This window comes from Haemophilus sputorum HK 2154 (genome assembly GCF_000287615.1).
GTDB classification, from domain to species: Bacteria; Pseudomonadota; Gammaproteobacteria; order Enterobacterales; family Pasteurellaceae; genus Haemophilus_A; species Haemophilus_A sputorum.
On sequence record NZ_ALJP01000009.1, the window covers coordinates 427,893 to 444,307 of the forward strand.

General features: G+C 43.9%; 24 protein-coding genes. 1 reads left to right on the plus strand and 23 read right to left on the minus strand.

Translation table 11 applies throughout. The annotated features are described in order from the left end of the window. Window positions 1–64 precede the first annotated feature (64 nt). From HMPREF1128_RS04450 to HMPREF1128_RS04565, 22 genes are all read right to left on the minus strand, one after another. Entirely contained in the window at window positions 65–586 is a 522-nt protein-coding gene (locus HMPREF1128_RS04450) for a phage major tail tube protein (RefSeq protein WP_007525401.1), read from the minus strand. Beyond that, window positions 586–1,983, minus strand: coding sequence for a phage tail sheath family protein (locus HMPREF1128_RS04455; RefSeq protein ID WP_007525274.1), 1,398 nt, complete (start codon window positions 1,981–1,983; stop codon window positions 586–588). Before HMPREF1128_RS04455 ends, HMPREF1128_RS04450 begins: the two co-directional genes overlap by 1 nt. Window position 1,984: 1 nt before the next feature. Next, window positions 1,985–2,488, minus strand: coding sequence for a Gp37 family protein (locus HMPREF1128_RS04460; protein ID WP_007524312.1), 504 nt, complete (start codon window positions 2,486–2,488; stop codon window positions 1,985–1,987). Window positions 2,489–2,499: 11 nt separating this feature from the next. Beyond that, the gene (locus HMPREF1128_RS04465) at window positions 2,500–2,934 is read right to left on the minus strand and encodes a gp436 family protein (RefSeq protein ID WP_007524071.1); all 435 of its coding nucleotides are present in this window, start codon (window positions 2,932–2,934) and stop codon (window positions 2,500–2,502) included. A gap of 3 nt (window positions 2,935–2,937) precedes the next feature. Next, a complete protein-coding gene (locus tag HMPREF1128_RS04470) occupies window positions 2,938–3,198 on the minus strand; it encodes a DUF7210 family protein (RefSeq protein WP_007524156.1) in 261 nt (86 codons plus the stop codon). Window positions 3,199–3,271: 73 nt separating this feature from the next. Next, window positions 3,272–4,198, minus strand: coding sequence for a major capsid protein (locus HMPREF1128_RS04475; RefSeq protein WP_007524268.1), 927 nt, complete (start codon window positions 4,196–4,198; stop codon window positions 3,272–3,274). Window positions 4,199–4,213: 15 nt separating this feature from the next. Then, window positions 4,214–5,173 (minus strand): hypothetical protein, encoded by a 960-nt coding sequence (locus HMPREF1128_RS04480; RefSeq protein WP_007524481.1) that lies wholly within the window; start codon window positions 5,171–5,173, stop codon window positions 4,214–4,216. A 237-nt stretch (window positions 5,174–5,410) separates the two neighbouring features. Then, window positions 5,411–5,869 carry a phage virion morphogenesis protein gene (locus HMPREF1128_RS04485; RefSeq protein ID WP_007524687.1) on the minus strand — a complete coding sequence of 153 codons (459 nt, stop codon included), beginning with the start codon at window positions 5,867–5,869 and terminating at the stop codon, window positions 5,411–5,413. A gap of 2 nt (window positions 5,870–5,871) precedes the next feature. Further along, window positions 5,872–6,123, minus strand: a complete 252-nt coding sequence (locus HMPREF1128_RS04490; protein WP_007524816.1) for a Gp49 family protein — start codon at window positions 6,121–6,123, stop codon at window positions 5,872–5,874. 121 nt (window positions 6,124–6,244) lie between these two features. Then, window positions 6,245–7,513, minus strand: a complete 1,269-nt coding sequence (locus HMPREF1128_RS04495; RefSeq protein ID WP_007525343.1) for a phage head morphogenesis protein — start codon at window positions 7,511–7,513, stop codon at window positions 6,245–6,247. Between the two features lie 13 nt (window positions 7,514–7,526). Next, a complete protein-coding gene (locus HMPREF1128_RS04500; RefSeq protein ID WP_007524952.1) occupies window positions 7,527–8,996 on the minus strand; it encodes a DUF935 domain-containing protein in 1,470 nt (489 codons plus the stop codon). Window positions 8,997–9,118: 122 nt separating this feature from the next. Further along, the gene (locus HMPREF1128_RS04505; protein ID WP_007524818.1) at window positions 9,119–10,615 is read right to left on the minus strand and encodes a terminase large subunit domain-containing protein; all 1,497 of its coding nucleotides are present in this window, start codon (window positions 10,613–10,615) and stop codon (window positions 9,119–9,121) included. Continuing rightward, window positions 10,615–11,157 carry a DUF3486 family protein gene (locus HMPREF1128_RS04510; protein ID WP_007525092.1) on the minus strand — a complete coding sequence of 181 codons (543 nt, stop codon included), beginning with the start codon at window positions 11,155–11,157 and terminating at the stop codon, window positions 10,615–10,617. Before HMPREF1128_RS04510 ends, HMPREF1128_RS04505 begins: the two co-directional genes overlap by 1 nt. A gap of 12 nt (window positions 11,158–11,169) precedes the next feature. Then, window positions 11,170–11,472 (minus strand): hypothetical protein, encoded by a 303-nt coding sequence (locus tag HMPREF1128_RS04515; protein ID WP_005661693.1) that lies wholly within the window; start codon window positions 11,470–11,472, stop codon window positions 11,170–11,172. Then, window positions 11,469–11,777 (minus strand): hypothetical protein, encoded by a 309-nt coding sequence (locus HMPREF1128_RS04520; RefSeq protein ID WP_005661694.1) that lies wholly within the window; start codon window positions 11,775–11,777, stop codon window positions 11,469–11,471. Before HMPREF1128_RS04520 ends, HMPREF1128_RS04515 begins: the two co-directional genes overlap by 4 nt. A gap of 116 nt (window positions 11,778–11,893) precedes the next feature. Next, complete coding sequence (locus HMPREF1128_RS04530; protein WP_007524180.1) at window positions 11,894–12,097, minus strand: DUF2681 domain-containing protein; 204 nt, start codon at window positions 12,095–12,097, stop codon at window positions 11,894–11,896. Window positions 12,098–12,147: 50 nt separating this feature from the next. After that, on the minus strand, window positions 12,148–12,372 hold the full coding sequence (locus tag HMPREF1128_RS04535; RefSeq protein WP_007524007.1) for a DUF2644 domain-containing protein: 225 nt from the start codon (window positions 12,370–12,372) through the stop codon (window positions 12,148–12,150). Between the two features lie 204 nt (window positions 12,373–12,576). Then, window positions 12,577–13,122 carry an N-acetylmuramoyl-L-alanine amidase gene (locus HMPREF1128_RS04540; RefSeq protein WP_007524504.1) on the minus strand — a complete coding sequence of 182 codons (546 nt, stop codon included), beginning with the start codon at window positions 13,120–13,122 and terminating at the stop codon, window positions 12,577–12,579. 332 nt (window positions 13,123–13,454) lie between these two features. Continuing rightward, window positions 13,455–13,976 carry a hypothetical protein gene (locus HMPREF1128_RS04550; RefSeq protein ID WP_007525139.1) on the minus strand — a complete coding sequence of 174 codons (522 nt, stop codon included), beginning with the start codon at window positions 13,974–13,976 and terminating at the stop codon, window positions 13,455–13,457. A gap of 104 nt (window positions 13,977–14,080) precedes the next feature. Next, window positions 14,081–14,731: a hypothetical protein gene (locus HMPREF1128_RS04555; RefSeq protein ID WP_007525521.1), complete on the minus strand. Its 651-nt coding sequence runs from the start codon at window positions 14,729–14,731 to the stop codon at window positions 14,081–14,083. Beyond that, a complete protein-coding gene (locus HMPREF1128_RS04560) occupies window positions 14,728–15,162 on the minus strand; it encodes a hypothetical protein (RefSeq protein ID WP_007525043.1) in 435 nt (144 codons plus the stop codon). Before HMPREF1128_RS04560 ends, HMPREF1128_RS04555 begins: the two co-directional genes overlap by 4 nt. Next, on the minus strand, window positions 15,163–15,702 hold the full coding sequence (locus HMPREF1128_RS04565) for a helix-turn-helix domain containing protein (RefSeq protein ID WP_231287864.1): 540 nt from the start codon (window positions 15,700–15,702) through the stop codon (window positions 15,163–15,165). A 74-nt stretch (window positions 15,703–15,776) separates the two neighbouring features. Here HMPREF1128_RS04565 and HMPREF1128_RS04570 point away from each other — a divergent pair, with 74 nt between their 5' ends. After that, window positions 15,777–15,968: a DNA-binding protein gene (locus tag HMPREF1128_RS04570; protein ID WP_007525026.1), complete on the plus strand. Its 192-nt coding sequence runs from the start codon at window positions 15,777–15,779 to the stop codon at window positions 15,966–15,968. 135 nt (window positions 15,969–16,103) lie between these two features. Here the strand turns inward: HMPREF1128_RS04570 and HMPREF1128_RS04575 are convergent, their stop codons facing one another. Further along, entirely contained in the window at window positions 16,104–16,391 is a 288-nt protein-coding gene (locus tag HMPREF1128_RS04575; RefSeq protein WP_010128355.1) for a hypothetical protein, read from the minus strand. Between the last annotated feature and the right edge of the window lie 24 nt (window positions 16,392–16,415).

Genomic DNA, 16,415 nt, shown 5'->3' on the forward strand with positions numbered 1-16,415 from the left:
TTAACTTTCACAAAGGAGTTTACTTAAATTATGTTTAAAGGTCGTTTAAACTGCTTTAAAGAAATTACTGCCCGATATTTTTGCGGTAGGTTTCTAAAATATCTTGCCCTGCAACGCGCCATTTATTGCTGAAGGCATCAAAATATAACACTTCTTTACCATCAATCATCTGCTTAACCATACTGACTTGATAAGTCATTGCGTATTCTGAATTCTCTTTAGGCTTATATTCACCCAGTGGCGCTTTGTTGAAGTTGCAGTTTAACATCATCACCAATGGCACCTCAGTTGCACGTCCTGCAGCGTTGTACACGCTCACATTAGCACGCACCTGTAGTTGTGCAGTGCGGTAAGGATTGTTGGCAATAGCTGCAACTTCAGGGTAAAAACCGTCCCACACAATTTCCCCTTCAAGGGCATTCACGCCACTTGGTAGTTTTAATGTGCCGACCAAACCTAAATTTTTATGCTCGGTCATTTCCACTTCAAATTCGGGCAACTTAATGGATTTTGCCTTGCCTAAAAAACTGTTGCCGTTGATGTACACATTGGCATTATCAATTTTGTTAATTGCGACACCGCTCATTATTGACCTCCACGGCTGGTTAAATTCACGAGATATTTACGCGTTACCACACTCTTATTACGGATACGTTCCGCAGGGATTTTCGGCGTAAAGTCATATTGTAATGGTACTAATCCTTGGCTAAAGGCATCTAACAAGTCCGCATCAGGGTCAAGAGCAACGCTATAACCCACAATGGATTTGAGTGTTCCCATATAGGTTTCAATCGTACCTAATAGGCTATCTAGTAAAGCTTCATCAATTGGACGATCTACGTATTGTAATTCTGCCTGAGCAATGCCTTCGTCAATTAAATCTGATGTGCGTTGTACCACTTCAAACTGGCTGATATGCGTGCTGGTTGGGTAAGCAGCTAAGCGGTTGCCCCATAAGCGATAGCCTGTACCGTAGCTGTTAAATACGGTAGTAATACCACGGGAGTTAAGTTGGTTGGTTTCACTTTGTACGTCGTTAACACGCGCCGTCAGTTTAACTTCTACGCCTTGTACACCTTTAAGCTCACGGTTTGAGGTAGAGTACCAATAGCCGTGATCCACATCCACTTTCATACGCAAGCCTGCGGCGTGTGTGGCAAGACTTTCCAACGTGCCACGCTCGCCGACAACATATGGGTAAAACAGATGTACGCGGTCAGAACTGGTATAAAAGTTGATTGTGCCGTTGCTACCTCGCCCTGCAATTGCTTGAGATAAGGTTGTGCCTTTAGGTGCATTGATATAAGCAATCGCATTGAGCTTATCCGCAAGGGTGGCAAGCGATGTCATTACGCCTGCTTGTTGGTCAAATTGAGGGCAAATCACAATTTTGGCATCAGCCCCAAATTCGATAAAGCCCATTTTGAGCAACTCAAAACCTGTGCGCTTACCTGTGGCTGAATCAATACCGCCTCGCACATCACTCTCTGTTACTTTAGTTGGATCAGCATAAACATAGGTTGCTTTAAGTTCTGTTTGTGCGCGCATAAAGGTGACTTCACCGGTTAATAAATTAACGGTGTAATCTTTACCGGCACTTAATACAGTTGCACCTGATTTAATGGTTAACTCAATTAAACCTGCTTTCTGAGTTTGTGCAATAAGCGTGTCAGCATTTTGTGTTAATACTTCATCTGTTACCGTCGTGCGATGTTTTTTAGGGTCTAACACGTTAATTACATATACTGTACCTGCTTCATATCGCTTAATAATATCTAGTGCATCACAAATGGTATAACCTTTATCTACTAGATTGCCGAATTGTGCAAAATGTTTTGAGGTTTGGCACAGGGTAATTTCATTGGTTGCGCCAATCGGTGCTGTGCCAACTAAACCAATAATCGCCCCGTCAATTTGACGGATAGCGACTGTACCACCGTTAATACGTTCGGTTTCCGAACCGTGATGGAAGGCTACTGCCATATTATTCTCCTTTGGTTTTCAACCGTGTATCTAACGGTTGCGAGGTTGAGCGTTTAATTAAATGTGCAAATTTCGGTGCAGATGTAACCGCTTGTCGGTCTTCTACCTGCCATGTCTCAGTTTGTACAATAAGTTGATATTGCCAAAGCCCGTTGTCTTCACCGGCAAATTCTTCACTAATAAGATGACAAGGCGTACAGTTCGTCGGTTTAAAGCCGACTACTGCGAGGCGTAACTGGTCAAGCATTTCCAACGCACCGGTGTCATCGTGCTGACTGCGGGCAATAACTGTCAAAGCAACCAGCACCTTGCGGCGTTGTTGGATAATGTCGGTACTATCAAGGCCTTCAAATTTCGACCCTGCATACTGCACCAGCACTGCACCAAAAGGATCGAGCAGGTTGTAGTGTTCAAGGTCATCAGGGAATAGTTCGATACTGAAACTCGTGGTCTTCTGTTCGATATGATCTCTGATGCTTTGCAAAATCGGTAAAGTGGCACTCATTGATGCTCCCCTTAATAGCCCGACAAATCCAATTTCTGCGGCGCACGGGCTTTAAACTTTAAGGCGGACGGCAAACTGTCGTCTGCTGCTTCGCCCACTTCGAGCAAGCCCAAGTGCAATTTACCATCGGCAATGCGTTCCAAATCTTTCAACGCTTGTGCGTGGGCATCTTTCACATTGGGCGGAAAGCCTTTGCCGTCAGGACGGCGTGAATAGAGCCAGTAGCGAGCCAGCTGCAAGCAGATGTTGCGCACCAAGGTTGGCACTTGATTTAACGGCAACAGATAACGGGCGCGTAAATAGCCGTCCACCGTTTCAGTGGCGTATTCGCACGCTTTGGCGATTACAGCTTGATTGACTTCTGTCGCTCTGCTGTTATCCATCGAAAGTTGTCTTAACGTGATTTCGTCCATCACGTCTGTTAAATCTTGTGCCTTGATGTACATTGATTATTCGCCTTTTTTACCTTTCGTTTTGGCTTCTGCTTGTGCAATATTGGCTTCAGCCTCTTGGACATCAGCCTCAGTAACAGCTGATTCGGATTGAACTTGTTCAGATTGAACTTGTTCAGATTCAACTAACTGCACATAAAGTGCAATGCGTTCAGCTTCTTCGTCGGTCAGTTCTAACTTATCGCCTTGCTCGTAGCGTTTTCCGTTATGTAAAATTGCCATTGTGCTGATAACAGCATAGAGTTTGGTTTTGTTCATTACTTTCTCCTAATGAAACGGTGTTAAAAATCTCTCCTAACCCCTCTTTACTAAAGAGGAGGATTTTTAGGAATTACAAGCAGCCTTTGATTAAGTAACCTGCTGCACTACCGACAAGATGTGGTTTATGAATATCTGTGGTACGAATCACTTCAAGCTTGCCACCGTTTTCTTTGTAGGTGTCCACAAATAAGCCACCTTGACGGCGGACGGTGTAGCCGTAAGACGGTTCATAGACTGTGCCTTTGCGTTCTTGTGAACGTGGTGCAACATAAGCCAACACAATCGCATCAGACCAGATGTCTTTTAGCTGATAGCTTTCTTCATACACCGCTTCACCGATTTTCACGGTATCAATACCAATCAATTTGGCGAACACTTCAGGGGTGACAATCGCCACTTGTGAGTATTTGAGTTTTTCAATTACCGCTGGGTGTTCTTTCAATGCTGCCCACACATCGCCTGCAATTACGCACACATTCGGTTTACGACCAATAGCACGTTTCACTGTACGAATACCAGTATCGAACATGCCAAAAATATCGGCATCTTTGCTGGTAATTTTAGACGTACCACTTAAGGTGATTTTGTTATCACTGTTGTATTTACTTTCATCTAATGCCAGCGTTGCGACTTCTTTTTCACGACCCAGTGCAATCACATCTTGGGTGGTGTTTAAGGCGAATTGACGGAGCGAGAAAATTGCTTCGTTTTCTTCTCGGTAGTCGATGGCGTATTCCACATCATGTTCTTCTAATGCAACATCAATCGCGGTAATGTCTTCAGGAGTTAAGCGATTTGATGTGCCTCGTAAGTTACGCACCGTACTTGGTAGGCGAAATGCAAGACGATCAAATTTCGGAATTTTTCCGGCTTCTTTGTCGATTTCGACGGTTGGCATTAAGACTTCGCCCACTAACTCAAGGTTGTAATAGCCCTGAGCCAAGTTGGTTAAAACAGGATCTTGCACACGAAGTGCTTGAAGATTATGTGCTGTCATAGGTTTTCCTTATATCTATTGGTAAATGGCGTTAAATGCGGCGGTGTAGCTCACATTGTGTTCTTTGGCATAAGCACGAATTTTCTGATCGGCTTCAATGCTTGCAGGGCTTGTACCCTCAGCATATTCCACAGTACCATCTTGCGGTTCTGCAGCTTTATCTTTGGTTGCGACCTCAGAAAAATTCACCACTTGCGGTTGCGCATCCAAAAAGGCTTTGAGTTTACTGTGTAGGCTTTCGCCCTCACCAAACTCGACCACACCACCTTGTGCAGTGGTTGATGCGTAGTTCAATAAATCCACCGCTTGCTGTTTGGCAATCGGGGCGAGTTTGCCAGCTTTGACTAAGCCTTCAGCAAAATCGGCATTTTCAGCTTTAGCTTGATTGAGTTCAGCTTCTGCTTTTTCGGCTTTCGCTTTGGCGTTTTCATCTTTGAGTTGCTGATTTTCAGCACGCAAGCGGTCTAATTCCGCTTTCTCTTCTGCACTCATTTCAGGTTCTCCTTGAGTTGGTTCAGTTTGATTGGGTTCATTTGGCATTGCTTCGCAAAAATCCACAATACCTTGCTCACTTTCTGAAAATTCAGGGTTGCGCAAGCCTTTTACGGCAGGTGGCATAGCCCCTAAAAATCCAACGTGGCGCAAATAAAGCGAGCCTTGTTTTGGGTTGTCGGGGCTGTCCGCAAGGTAGAAAGAGGCTGATACTTTCTTAAACCGCCCGTCGGCAACCATATCGGCAAATTCGGGGTGAACTTGGTCAAGCTCTGCTTTCAGCACATCGCCGTCTAACTGCAAGCCTTTTACCCACGCATAGGCGGGGGCGTTCATTTGCGGGTGTCCGATTACCGCAGGGGCTTCGTGATAAGCCACATCATAGGCATCAACCGCTTGTTGCAAATCGGCAGGAGTGATTTCCACCACTGTACCGTGTGCATCTGGGCGTTTGCCTGCTTTAAAAATTTCAATCAGGGTCATTCGGTTCTCCTTGTGTTGGCAAACATCATAGAAAAAACGACCGCTTGTTACTTTTAAACTGGTTTAAGGAATGAAAATGGGAAAGAGAAAGTGAAAAGCAATTGAATGAGGCGTTTTTGCGTGTTTATCGGTGTTTATAAACACGCCCAAAGAGATTTAGGCGATAATTTATCGAATGGGATTTAAAACGCCACAATGGGCGTTTTATGCGTTATTTTTGATTTTCAGCCAAAGTGACTAACTTTGGTTAATTTGACGTTGCAAAAGTGCGGTGGCTTTTCGCAAGAGTTTTTGCTCGTCTTGTTCGCTTACGCCTAACCACGGACGTTTAGGAATGGTGACTTTCCCCCCACGCCCCGCCTTGCCACCGAATTGGTGCAAGCGGGCATATTTAGCGTCAGAACCAAACTCGACATTTTTGTCGTTGTAGTTGTAGGCGGTTTTATCCGACAAATAGCCGTCCTGTCGCAAAATCTTAGTGGACTTGCCTTTCTTCTGCTTGCGTGCCAAGGTTTTTGGCGAAAGCGACTGCCAGTTATTGCCTTCAGGATCAACTTCCTGCTTAAACCGTTCTGCGTGGATTTTCTTCAAGGTTTCGCCCAGCACACCATAGAGTTTACGAGGCTGTTTGAGTTGGCTTGCAATACGGTGGAGTTTTTCCACCGCTTGCGTGTCGTTAAGACTGATTTTAATCATAGCTAAAAGCCAGCGAGTTTATTTTTCAATACATAGCCTTCAAGCTGCCATAATTTGTCAAATGCATTTTCAAAGGCGATACGTTCACCAATTTCTTGGTTATAGGTTGCCGGTGAAACACAGGCTGATTCACCTGTCACGGTGAACCCATTGCGTAAGGTTAAAACACAAACCGTGAGCGTTTCTGTTAAACGATGGAATTTTTTATCGGTGATAATAGATTCCAAATGTTCTTGGGTAACACGTTCAGTCATTTTTATTCTCCTATTGATTAAAAAATAAGTTGGGCGTATAGTGTTTCTAACGGTGGGGGTTTCCTACTGGAAAGGTTGCGGTTCCGCCCGTATTATCCTGTTCGAATCAGGCAAACCACCGTTAGTCTAAACTCCCCCATAAAAGCTCATACGCATTTTTTAAATTTCCCCATTCTTTTGTCGGTTCAATTAAACTTGCCGTTCTTACTAAATTGATTTTGTGTGTCAGTTTTTTCTTGCTTAATTCGTCTTTGATTTTGACTTCATAATCCATTTTGATTGCCACTTTGCCTTGTTCGGTTTCATAAATGAAAAGTAAGGTCGGCAATTTCTGATCAGTTTCCAGCAAAATAGCAGTCGGATTTCTTAACATCTCCGGCAACTGCTCCCAAAACTCAATCGGCAGGTTAATACCTTTGGCTTGTTTGGTATCACGCAGGGCGTGCAGTACATCTTCATCACGCACGGCAATCACGGCAGATTGCGGAGCTTTTTCAAGTACGGTCAATTTATCAATCACTTTGGCTGGGATTATGCCCACGTTTTTCATTTGTCCACGTGCCATTTTTTCGGTGGCAACGGTATCTACCATCGACTTCATCGCGCCGTTTAACATCATCACGGCACGCGGATTTTGTAACACGTTTTCAATCAGTAGGCTGGCAAGTTTTGGCTCGGCATTGACAAATTTATTGAACAATAGCTGATCTACGTCCGCATTTCGCCTGGCGGTCAATCGCTCAAAATTATGTGGTTTGAACCCCACATCATAGCCTTTCGGGACTTTTACCATTCTTGGATTGCCTGACCTTGTACCGACCAGTTTTTCCTGCCATTCGATTTCAGGCGATGGGCTGACGGTTTTGCCCATTTCTTTCAAGTCGTCTTCATCGTGAGCTGTTACCGTACAATGGCAACCATACGCCTTGATTGGGTAGTAATAATGCCAAAATGGATCGCTTGCCGGCAAAATCGTGCCGTCCAAATCAATATGCTCTTGACGTGGGTGGGCGTTGTCGTGGTGGTGATATTCCCAATAAGGCATCACATCAACAAGGTCTAAATGCTGCTGCAACCGTCCGCGATTGTAGGCAGCGTAAACGTTGGTGTCGTAAATAATACGGGTTCGCCAATTTCTACCGCCTTTGTAATCCCAGCCTGTGCGAGCCACAATTTCATCAAACCGCTTGCGAAAGCCCTCCAGAGTTTCGCCATTGTTGATAGCTTCGTCCACCGCTTCACGAAAGGCAAGCAGGACTTCGTTGCGGTTCGCGCCTGCGACCATAAAGAAGTAGTCGTGTTCATCGCCCAGCACGTCCAAATAGCTGTTGGTGGGTAGGTTGAGTTTTTTCTCAAAGTATTTGACTTGATTTTCAAAGGTGAATTTCATTCACAAATCTCCCCTAGCCCCTCTTTACTAAAGAGGGAGACTTGGCACGCTCGTCTTCTACGGATTGTCGCCCTGCGAATTGTGCTGCCGTTGAACCCCATGCGAGAAGTTCGCCATATTCGGCATAGCTGAGTTCTGGAATTAGGCTATCGAGCTGGTTGCGGAAATCTTCCAAACTTTCGGCTTGCCCTAAGCGATCGCGAATATCGTGTAGCCAAGTTTCAACAACGGCTTCGCCTTCCACTTCCAACTGCTCGCCAATGGTTTCAATCACGCTTTTTGGGATTGGCTCGGCAAAATCCACCTTATCCGTCCCTTTCTTTTGTAAAGATGGGTTAGGGGAGATTTCTTGCATCACAATATCGCCCTCTTCAAAACCATAAGTGCGGTGGATATATTGCTCGGTAAAGCCTACTCCCATTTCAGTTAAGAGCTTATCGCGTTCGGCTTGTAGTTTGTCGATGTTTTCTTGTTCAAACAGTTCAAAGGTTGGCAAGGTGTCCACGCTGAAATTGAGTTCACAAATCCAGCTCAACAGCTGATTGAACACGCCTTCTACAAGGCTGGCGTCATCGTTGCGAATATCACGGGTGACTTCTAGCCCTGCGGTGGCAGATGCTCGGTTGGCTTCCGCTTCGGTGGTTTGGTTTTGCCCTAAAATCGCAATGGCGATTTCCGATTTGCAATACTTGATAAAGTTATCAAAGGCTTCTGATGAGCCACTCTTGTCCGAACCTTCCACTAAGCCGATTGAGCTGTCGTCAGGAATGGCGGCAACCGCTGTGCCGAGCATTGCTTCCATACTGTCGAGCAAATCTTCCACTTCGTGAACTTGGGCTTGGCGTGGGTGTTTGCCGACTAACCACGGGCTGCCGTATTTTTCGGTAAATTCCAGCCAATACTTAAAGCCAGCTTTCTTAAAAGTCGCCGCCCAAAAGCAGAGCGAGAGATCGCCCAAGCCATACGGGTTGATGTAGGTCGCATTTTGGGTGGCAAGCAATATTCGATAAGGCGGCAGTTCTTCGCCGTTGAAGTTCTCTTTGGTACGAAGTTTAAGCTGGTTTTCTTCATCGAAGACGAACCACTCTTGCGGTTTGCCTACGATTGCTGTTGGCAACAGTAAGCCGTTTTCGCTTTCCCACATTACTTCTAAGGCTTGATAGCCAAATAGCGTGGCATCTAAAATTTGGCTGATAATATGCGACATCGGCAAGCGGTCGAAAAGTGCGGTTAAAATCTCGTCCGTTTTTTCATTACCTGTCGGAGTAATTCGCCATTCCAGCCCTTTGATTGCCGCTTTGCGACGGCGAACACAGCCCCCAACGTGGCTGTCGGATAAAATTTCACGATAAGCCGAAATATCCTTGCCCATTTTCTTCAGCACAGGATCGGGGTTCGGCAGGTAGTGCATAAACGACCAATAGTCAATGGCGTTGGCACGGCTGGCGATGACGCGAATTAAATCTTGTTTTTTTGGTGTCATTGGCTTTCCTTATTTTTCATAATCCACAAAGGCGGCAAGCAATAAAAATACCCACCAAAACGGTTTGTCGTAAAAAATCAGCACAGCGGCAGAAATGGTTAAAGTTACAAATGCGATCATGGTTAATATCCTTGCGTTAATTTTCGGCTGGCTCTTGGTTTGCGACTGTGAGCTTTAACCGGCAACTGCACCAACTGACGGCTGGCATAATGTGCGAGCAATAAAGAAATTGCGGTGTCTCCGTGGCGTTTGTTTTTGCCGTCTGCACTTTTGGTTCGTTTATCGGGAATGCGTGGCACGCCTTTCACCACTTGGAACGAACGCAAATCGGCAAGAATATCGGCATCTTTTGGAATGCTGTCGAGTTCGCCATCTTCGAGCGCGGCTTTAAATGGGGCGGTGTGTTCGCGATACCATTTTTCCGATAACTGCACGCAATCCACCAATGAACCAAACGCATCGCGAGCGGCTTCGGCTAAATAGCCCCCGTTCCCTCGTGCATCAAAAGCTGCACCGGCGAAACGTGGCAAATGCTTGAGAATAAACAACACAATTTGTTCTTGTTGCTTGTAAGGCATATTGCCTAGCTCCACAATCAACCGAACGCTTTTGGTTAAGTTTTGCTGTTGTGCTAACACCACAAAGGACGTCATATCGCCACTGCGGGCAAAGTCTTCGCCTAAAAAATGTAATTGCGTTTGATCTAAGGTTTGCAAAATCGGGGCAAGCGTGGTTTCACACCAATCCTGCATTTCCTGATAGCGTGTCGGTTCAGGCACAAGGCTAAAGCCATCTTTTGCCGTCATTCGGATTACGGGCGTGCTTTCGCTCATTTGGCGTTCAATCAACGCACGTGAGAGCCATAACCCTGTGCCGTTTTTCGGTACGCAGTAGTATTCTTCTTCCGCATCTTCTTTGGTTGCCGTGTCATTGAGTAGGTTTTCTTTCCACTCAGCTTCTTTTTCGGCTGTCCATTCTTGCTTGCTGACTTGGCAAATACGTTGGTATAGCCCTTCAGCACAGGCATCATCAAGGGTAATCGTATGTACCGAGTAGCGTTTTCTGCCTGCCCGACTGTCTAAGATCAGCTCATTGAAAAGGTTGTCCGCACCGTTGTGGGTAGAAATCAACCGTACTTTTGCACCCCACATCGTAAGGGCAAGCGCGGCTTTTAATACTTCCGCAAGGTATTCGTGGAAGGCTGCTTCATCAATGACCACCACGCCTTGCATACCACGCAAGTTTTTCGGGTTGCTGGAAAGGGCTTTTACTTTGAAGCCTGATGCAAAATAGATCACATAAGTCAGAATGTCCTTATCTTCATCTTGCAACACTTCTTCTTGAATTTCGCCTGCTGCATAGTTAAACGCCCTTGCCCACATTGCCACCGCATCAATAAATTCGCGTGCCATTTCCTTGTTTGACCCAATGTAGAACACATCAGAGCCACCGTCTTTTTTAGCAAGGCTGGCAATCAAAGCATCATCAGCAGCTTCTGCCCACGTCAAACCTGTTCGACGAGATTTTTCAGCGATTTTGAGCTGGGATTTATCGGCTATCCAACGCTTTTGGTAGCCCAACAGTAGCTCGTTTGGGTCAAAGGGAATGATATCTTTCACTATGCAATACCTAAAATTTGCTGTTTGATTTTGTCTGCGGTTTCTGCCGACAAGCCAGCCTGAATTACGATTTTTTCCGTTTCTTCAGCAGCAAGTTCCGCACGCCGTTTCACATCAGCTTGATAGACTTTGAGCTTAGTGCTTGCTTGAATGAGTGATGCCACATTTTTGCCTGCAAAACTTAGGGCTTGGAATTTCTCCATCGGGGTCATCTCATCATCTTCGGCTTCTTCAATATCGACCAAGGCATCAAATAAAGACGACTGCAACATCCCCATCAAGGCTTCACTGCGTTTGTCTTCCTTATCTTCTGCGCCTTCAGCGATAATACGTGCGGCTTCAGTGCTGTCTTTGATTGCCTTAAAACGGCGTTCAATTTTTTGCCCATAACGATGAATTGCCGACTTGCTAATTTGATAGCCTTTTTCACGTAGTAGGTTTTCCAATTCCACATAGCCGGAAAAACCGTTCTCGGTTAAGGCTCGTTCCAGCCAACGGCGGACATCTTCAGGCAGTTTTTCGATACTTGAACGGGGAGCCATACCAGTTCCCCCTTACGCCCAATACTTTTCGGGGCGGGCAATACCGGCTTGGCAGTCGATGGTGTATTCCACAATGTCCACGCCTAGGCGGTTAATATCGGCAAACCACACGCCGTGCGGTTGTTTGGTCAGTTCCACCAGTTTACGGTCAGAAAGATATTCCAACTGCTGACGGATTTCGTGCGGTGTTACATTTGGGTAAATGCCTGCCATCACATCACGCAAAAATTGTTCGCTGGTGGTGTATGGCATGGCTTTGTGTAAAGTATTGAGCAAGTGCCAACGCATACCTTCTCGGCGGGCTTTTTCCATCATTTTGCACTCTCCATTTTGTATAAATCACTTAAGGTTTTGTGTAGGGCATCCATTTTGGCTTCCAGCACCGTTTGCCCGCGAATGTAGTCATCTCGCAACACATAAACGAGCGGCAGACTCGACTGCATTTGATTGAATTGCTTTTCCAATTCTTCCACTTTGTCATTGACTTTGAGCTGGTTTTGGTGGCGCTCCGACAGCGAGTTTTGAAACTGCGATACTAAAATCTTGGCGAAGCCAAAACAGCAACCGAGAAATGACAGCAACAACCCGACCAAGTGCCAAAATTCCACGTTAATGGTCATTACTTGTCTCCTTGCAAATCTCCCGATAAGTCGCGTTATGCACCGCAATTTGACGGAGTGTTTCAGTGGTGTCTTGCCGACTGGCTTTAATTACCCCAAAACCCGAGCAGCTTGGGTTAATCACGGAGATCGCCTTGTTGTTGCAGGCGGTTAATGACATCATCACGGCGAGAGCCACGAGTGTTTTCTTCATTTTTCTTTCTCACTTCAAAATGTTTGACTTGGGTTTGCGCTACTGCTTTTTCCTGTTGCAGTTGCTCGTTTTGCTTAGACAAGCGGTCGATTTCTTGTCGAGATTTGCGGATTTTATAGGTGGCCATCATTGCTCCTACCAGACCCACTACAACAAAGCCTAAAATCAGATAATAAATCATTCTTCACGCCCCCGATTATTTAACGCATTGGCAAAGCCTTTCGTGGCTGCACCGCCAGCACAGAAAATAGCAAACGTAGTGAATAATTCGCCCACATAGGCACGGTCAAGCCACACGGCATAAACCAAAATGCCAGCCATCAATAAAGCCCCGAAAAATTGGATAAAGGCGGTGGTGGAAAGACGACCATCGTTGTTAGTAATCAATTCTTTGAGTGCCATTAGTAACTCCAGCGTAAGTAAAACCATTGGGCAACCGTGCGACCTTTATTGATTGCACGGCTAATTTTGGCGTTATTGCTTAATTTTTTCATTGTGTTCTCCGTATTCTTCAAATCTCCCCCCGCCCCTCTTTTCTAAAGAGGGGGGCTTAATTTTTCTCCGTTTTACCGTTCCCCTCTTTTGTAAAGAGGAGTTAGGGGAGATTTATTTAAATAAATGCTCAACATTCACGACATCTTCACTATCTAGCCAGCTCCAAACATCAAAACATGGGCAGTCTTTAATCCATTCATTCGGGCTGATTGTGCCGTCGCCGTTTAGGTCTGGGCTTAAATCACGATGTCCACAAATGCGAGCGCTGGGATATTTGGCTTCAAGCTCACGCAGTAAACGATGTAGGGCTTTCCATTGAGCTTCGGTGTATTCGCCGTGATTGCGTTTGTCTTTGGTAATCCCACCGACCAAGCAAATGCCAATGCTGTTTAAGTTATGCCCTTTGACGTGTGCGCCTGTTTCGCCTTCTTTGCGACCAGTTTCGACAGTGCCGTCGGTGTCAATCACAAAGTGGTAGCCAATATGTTGTAGATGAGAATTAAAGGCTTTGTAATTGCCAGCCAAGCGTTGAAAGCCACGTTGTTTGTGCCAGTCGTCAATGCGTTGAGCGGCGGTTTGGGTAGCGGTACGAAGTTGCTTGCCGTTTTGAGTGGCTGAGCAATGGATCACGATTTTGGTGATGGATGAGGTGTGCATAAAAAAACTCCAGTTATAAAGGATCACTTGATAACTGGAGTTTACTTAATGGTTGTGGGAACTGATTTTAAACTGGTTTATAACCTTTAAAATCGGTTTGTTGGAATAATGGCGACAAATAAAACTGATTGGAGAACGACTATGTGTTGCCTTAAACAAAAAATATGTCGCTGGATTATTAAATGTGGCTTAACCGTAAAATTTAGCAATTTTATTGTTAAAAAGATGGAGAAATGCAAGAAAGGTTCTTGGTTGTGGTGGCGTTTAGCCAAGTTACATTTTAAATTTTTTGACCTTTCTTGCGTTATTTTTAAATGTGCTAATTCCAGCTCTTAATAAGGCAATTCAGTAACCTTACCATCAGGGGTTTCTCTATATTTGGCGGTTGGATATTCTGATTTACATACTGTACAGAAAAACTCATCTTGATAACTTGATGATGCCATTGTCGCACCAACGTGTCTTCTACGTTGTTGCAATGTGATTGCCTTACCATCACTGTCATAGCAACGCGGGCAGATATAATGTGTTACCGAACTAGTATTCGTAGATTTATACAACAGCAAAGGTTCTTCAAAAGATGTTGTATATTTAATCAACTTATATTGTTCTTTCTTCTCTTTTTCTTGCTTTAATTGAGCATTTTCTTCAGCCAACGCCATATAATCTGCTTGCATAGACATTATTGCGGTCTGCAAGGAGATTATAGTATTGGTTAAATCAATGGCTTTTTGTTTGGCTTCTTGAATTTCTGTGGCGGTTTCAATATCTGATGTTAAATTTTTCAGCATAGTAACTTGGTTCGCCACATCTTTAACCAAGCCGATTGCGGTACTAATTGAGCCTACGTCCATATTCTTCTCCTGATATTATTTCTTTTTCTTCCCACCACAAATACTTTCACAAGGTACGCCGTCTTTGTCGCGGTTGAAATAGCTCATATCGCATTGTTGTAACTTTACTCATATTGTCTGAAATAATCCAAGTTAAACATTGGACACCAGTCAACATTGTTTTCAACAGCCAATGCCTGAATTTGTTCTTTCCAAGAACCAAAGTGTTCTCCTCGCTCTATTGGGCGATTTTCTAATTTTTTGCAAGGAATGACATATTGAGTTTCTTTCTGCTTTGTTTTTTCATCAGAGAAAATAGATAAGGATAATCCTTGAGAATAGTAAACATCTCTGAACAATCTGTTAGTTAAAGATAAACAATGTGACTTTGCATTTAAGCATTGGCAGGCATTTTGATAGCATTCTAATATAGAGCCTAAGCTATAATAGCCAGAACCAGTATATAGTTTTCCAGCAACAAAAATTTGTTTTGTTGTCCAACCATCAACGTAACGTAGTAATAAAAGAGCTCTAGCAGCTTGTTCAGGGGTTTTATCGAAAGTACAAGTGTAAATTATATCTTTGTCTAACTCATAAGATGAGAATTTAAAAGCTCCTGTGGCAATAGATAATGCCATTTTAAAATAAGGACTTTTAGTCTTGGCAAAAACGATTACAAGTAAATTATTTTTTGATAATTCAATAGGATCATCATATTGCTCACTTTGATTTTTTAATTCCGTAATTTCGGATTTCTTTTGTTGTTCAGTTGTCATTTTAATTCCTCAGTTTCAATCTCTTTAATCTCTTTTTCCACGTGTTGCCCAGCATTGTTAAAGACCAACGCCAAATAACCTGCCACTAAAAACACCAAATAACCCACAGGGTGCAGGCTGCCTAAATACAGCCCCAGCAAGCAAATTACAAAGCCTACGAGCGTGAATATCACTAATCTTTGGCTTTGTTTTTGTAATAAGGCTTTGCGACGTTGCTCTTTTTCTTGCCATTCTTGATAGTCAAAATACTGCTTAATCCCAAAGGTGCATTTACCGTTGTAGCAGTATTCATTGAAACGGTAGCTTTCGCCACCGCACTGTGGGCAAATGACGATGTGTGGGCTGTTTTTATCAATTACTTTTTCTGGATGATGAAAGTGAGCTTCATTGATGTTGTTAAGCTGCTCAACATTGTCAATTTTAAAATCCATTTATTTCCCTTTCTTAAAATGAATACCACCTTCAAGGTGTTCGATGTTGTTTTGTTGTTCTACGTTGCCAATGTGCATTTTTGTAGCGAAATTGCCTTGTGTTGTGTTAGCCTTTGCCGCCATTTTGGCAACATTCAAAATCATTTCTTTGCCTTCCTTACCAGCGGTGCGGAAATACTGCAAAAGCAGGTTCTCGGCTGGCATTAAATTTTCCATTTCTCGGTTTGGGTCAAAGCGTGGCTCATCAGGCTTAGGCATATCTTTTAACATTTCCTGTTCTATCGCTTCATAGGTTTCACGGCGATGTCCAAGCAAGATGTAATCCATATCAAGGTTTAATTCTGGACATTTGGCTTTTAGGGCGAAAAGCTCTTTTTCGGGGAATTTTTGTTCTTTTTTTCGAGAGCTAAACGTTGTAACTGGCATTTCAATAGCTTTTGCAAAAGCAGCATCTGATTTCACACCTAAGCATTCTTTAGCTCTTTTTAATTGATTTTCAAAATTTTCTACCATTTTCGTATATTTCCACTTGATAAACATACGAATATCGTATACGATAATCGTATAAGTTGTTTTAACTTACTGAATTATACCACAACAATAGGAGCTAAATAATGAGCAATGAAGCAAAAACCCCCGATCAAATTCGATTGGAGTTTTATCGAAATGGGCAAACTTTTCAGCAATGGGCGATTGAAAATGGCTATCACCCCGTGTTGGTGAGTAAGGTGCTAAACGGTGCCGTGAAAGCCAATCGCGGAAAAGGTTTGGAAGTTGCCGTGAAATTGGGCTTAAAAGCCGCTTAAAACTTCTTTTGCTCTTTAACAATTTGGAAAAAACAGCGAAAAATCGACCGCTCTTTATAAAAACAATAGGAGATTTTATGCAGAAAGAAAAGAAATCAGACAAGCCTGACAGCCTGTCTGTTGAAGAAAAGGAAGCTACTTATCCAAAAGAGATAGTAGTTGGTCAAGATAAACGGATCTGTTATTCCGTTTTTGGGGAGTTGGCAATGCGTTTTCCACATCGTCCAAGCCGAGTTCGTAAAGCGTCTCAAAATCTTTAATCCACGCTTGGCGTTCATTATTGGGCAGAATAGAAATTAGCGAAGCCAAAATAGATTGATAAAGCCGATTCTCGGTATCGAGATTTTGAACGTGAATTTCTAGTTCATTGACTCGTTGTTCGAGTTCTGTGAGCCGTTTTATCGGCAATTTAATTACCGTCATAGGGTTTCCTTTTGGAAGTTGAGA

What these genes read in the sequence shown, in the direction of transcription:
- HMPREF1128_RS04520 (WP_005661694.1), bottom strand. Translation starts at nt 11,777, where the DNA reads ATGACCATTAACGTGGAATTTTGGCACTTGGTCGGGTTGTTGCTGTCA.
- HMPREF1128_RS04480 (WP_007524481.1), bottom strand. Translation starts at nt 5,173, where the DNA reads ATGACCCTGATTGAAATTTTTAAAGCAGGCAAACGCCCAGATGCACAC.
- HMPREF1128_RS04475 (WP_007524268.1), bottom strand. Translation starts at nt 4,198, where the DNA reads ATGACAGCACATAATCTTCAAGCACTTCGTGTGCAAGATCCTGTTTTA.
- HMPREF1128_RS04555 (WP_007525521.1), bottom strand. Translation starts at nt 14,731, where the DNA reads ATGACAACTGAACAACAAAAGAAATCCGAAATTACGGAATTAAAAAAT.
- HMPREF1128_RS04510 (WP_007525092.1), bottom strand. Translation starts at nt 11,157, where the DNA reads ATGGCTCCCCGTTCAAGTATCGAAAAACTGCCTGAAGATGTCCGCCGT.
- HMPREF1128_RS04560 (WP_007525043.1), bottom strand. Translation starts at nt 15,162, where the DNA reads ATGGATTTTAAAATTGACAATGTTGAGCAGCTTAACAACATCAATGAA.
- HMPREF1128_RS04485 (WP_007524687.1), bottom strand. Translation starts at nt 5,869, where the DNA reads ATGATTAAAATCAGTCTTAACGACACGCAAGCGGTGGAAAAACTCCAC.
- HMPREF1128_RS04515 (WP_005661693.1), bottom strand. Translation starts at nt 11,472, where the DNA reads ATGATGGAAAAAGCCCGCCGAGAAGGTATGCGTTGGCACTTGCTCAAT.
- HMPREF1128_RS04500 (WP_007524952.1), bottom strand. Translation starts at nt 8,996, where the DNA reads ATGACACCAAAAAAACAAGATTTAATTCGCGTCATCGCCAGCCGTGCC.
- HMPREF1128_RS04460 (WP_007524312.1), bottom strand. Translation starts at nt 2,488, where the DNA reads ATGAGTGCCACTTTACCGATTTTGCAAAGCATCAGAGATCATATCGAA.
- HMPREF1128_RS04540 (WP_007524504.1), bottom strand. Translation starts at nt 13,122, where the DNA reads ATGCACACCTCATCCATCACCAAAATCGTGATCCATTGCTCAGCCACT.
- HMPREF1128_RS04530 (WP_007524180.1), bottom strand. Translation starts at nt 12,097, where the DNA reads ATGGCCACCTATAAAATCCGCAAATCTCGACAAGAAATCGACCGCTTG.
- HMPREF1128_RS04570 (WP_007525026.1), top strand. Translation starts at nt 15,777, where the DNA reads ATGAGCAATGAAGCAAAAACCCCCGATCAAATTCGATTGGAGTTTTAT.
- HMPREF1128_RS04465 (WP_007524071.1), bottom strand. Translation starts at nt 2,934, where the DNA reads ATGTACATCAAGGCACAAGATTTAACAGACGTGATGGACGAAATCACG.
- HMPREF1128_RS04565 (WP_231287864.1), bottom strand. Translation starts at nt 15,702, where the DNA reads ATGTTTATCAAGTGGAAATATACGAAAATGGTAGAAAATTTTGAAAAT.
- HMPREF1128_RS04470 (WP_007524156.1), bottom strand. Translation starts at nt 3,198, where the DNA reads ATGAACAAAACCAAACTCTATGCTGTTATCAGCACAATGGCAATTTTA.
- HMPREF1128_RS04535 (WP_007524007.1), bottom strand. Translation starts at nt 12,372, where the DNA reads ATGGCACTCAAAGAATTGATTACTAACAACGATGGTCGTCTTTCCACC.
- HMPREF1128_RS04450 (WP_007525401.1), bottom strand. Translation starts at nt 586, where the DNA reads ATGAGCGGTGTCGCAATTAACAAAATTGATAATGCCAATGTGTACATC.
- HMPREF1128_RS04455 (WP_007525274.1), bottom strand. Translation starts at nt 1,983, where the DNA reads ATGGCAGTAGCCTTCCATCACGGTTCGGAAACCGAACGTATTAACGGT.
- HMPREF1128_RS04490 (WP_007524816.1), bottom strand. Translation starts at nt 6,123, where the DNA reads ATGACTGAACGTGTTACCCAAGAACATTTGGAATCTATTATCACCGAT.
- HMPREF1128_RS04495 (WP_007525343.1), bottom strand. Translation starts at nt 7,513, where the DNA reads ATGAAATTCACCTTTGAAAATCAAGTCAAATACTTTGAGAAAAAACTC.
- HMPREF1128_RS04575 (WP_010128355.1), bottom strand. Translation starts at nt 16,391, where the DNA reads ATGACGGTAATTAAATTGCCGATAAAACGGCTCACAGAACTCGAACAA.
- HMPREF1128_RS04550 (WP_007525139.1), bottom strand. Translation starts at nt 13,976, where the DNA reads ATGGACGTAGGCTCAATTAGTACCGCAATCGGCTTGGTTAAAGATGTG.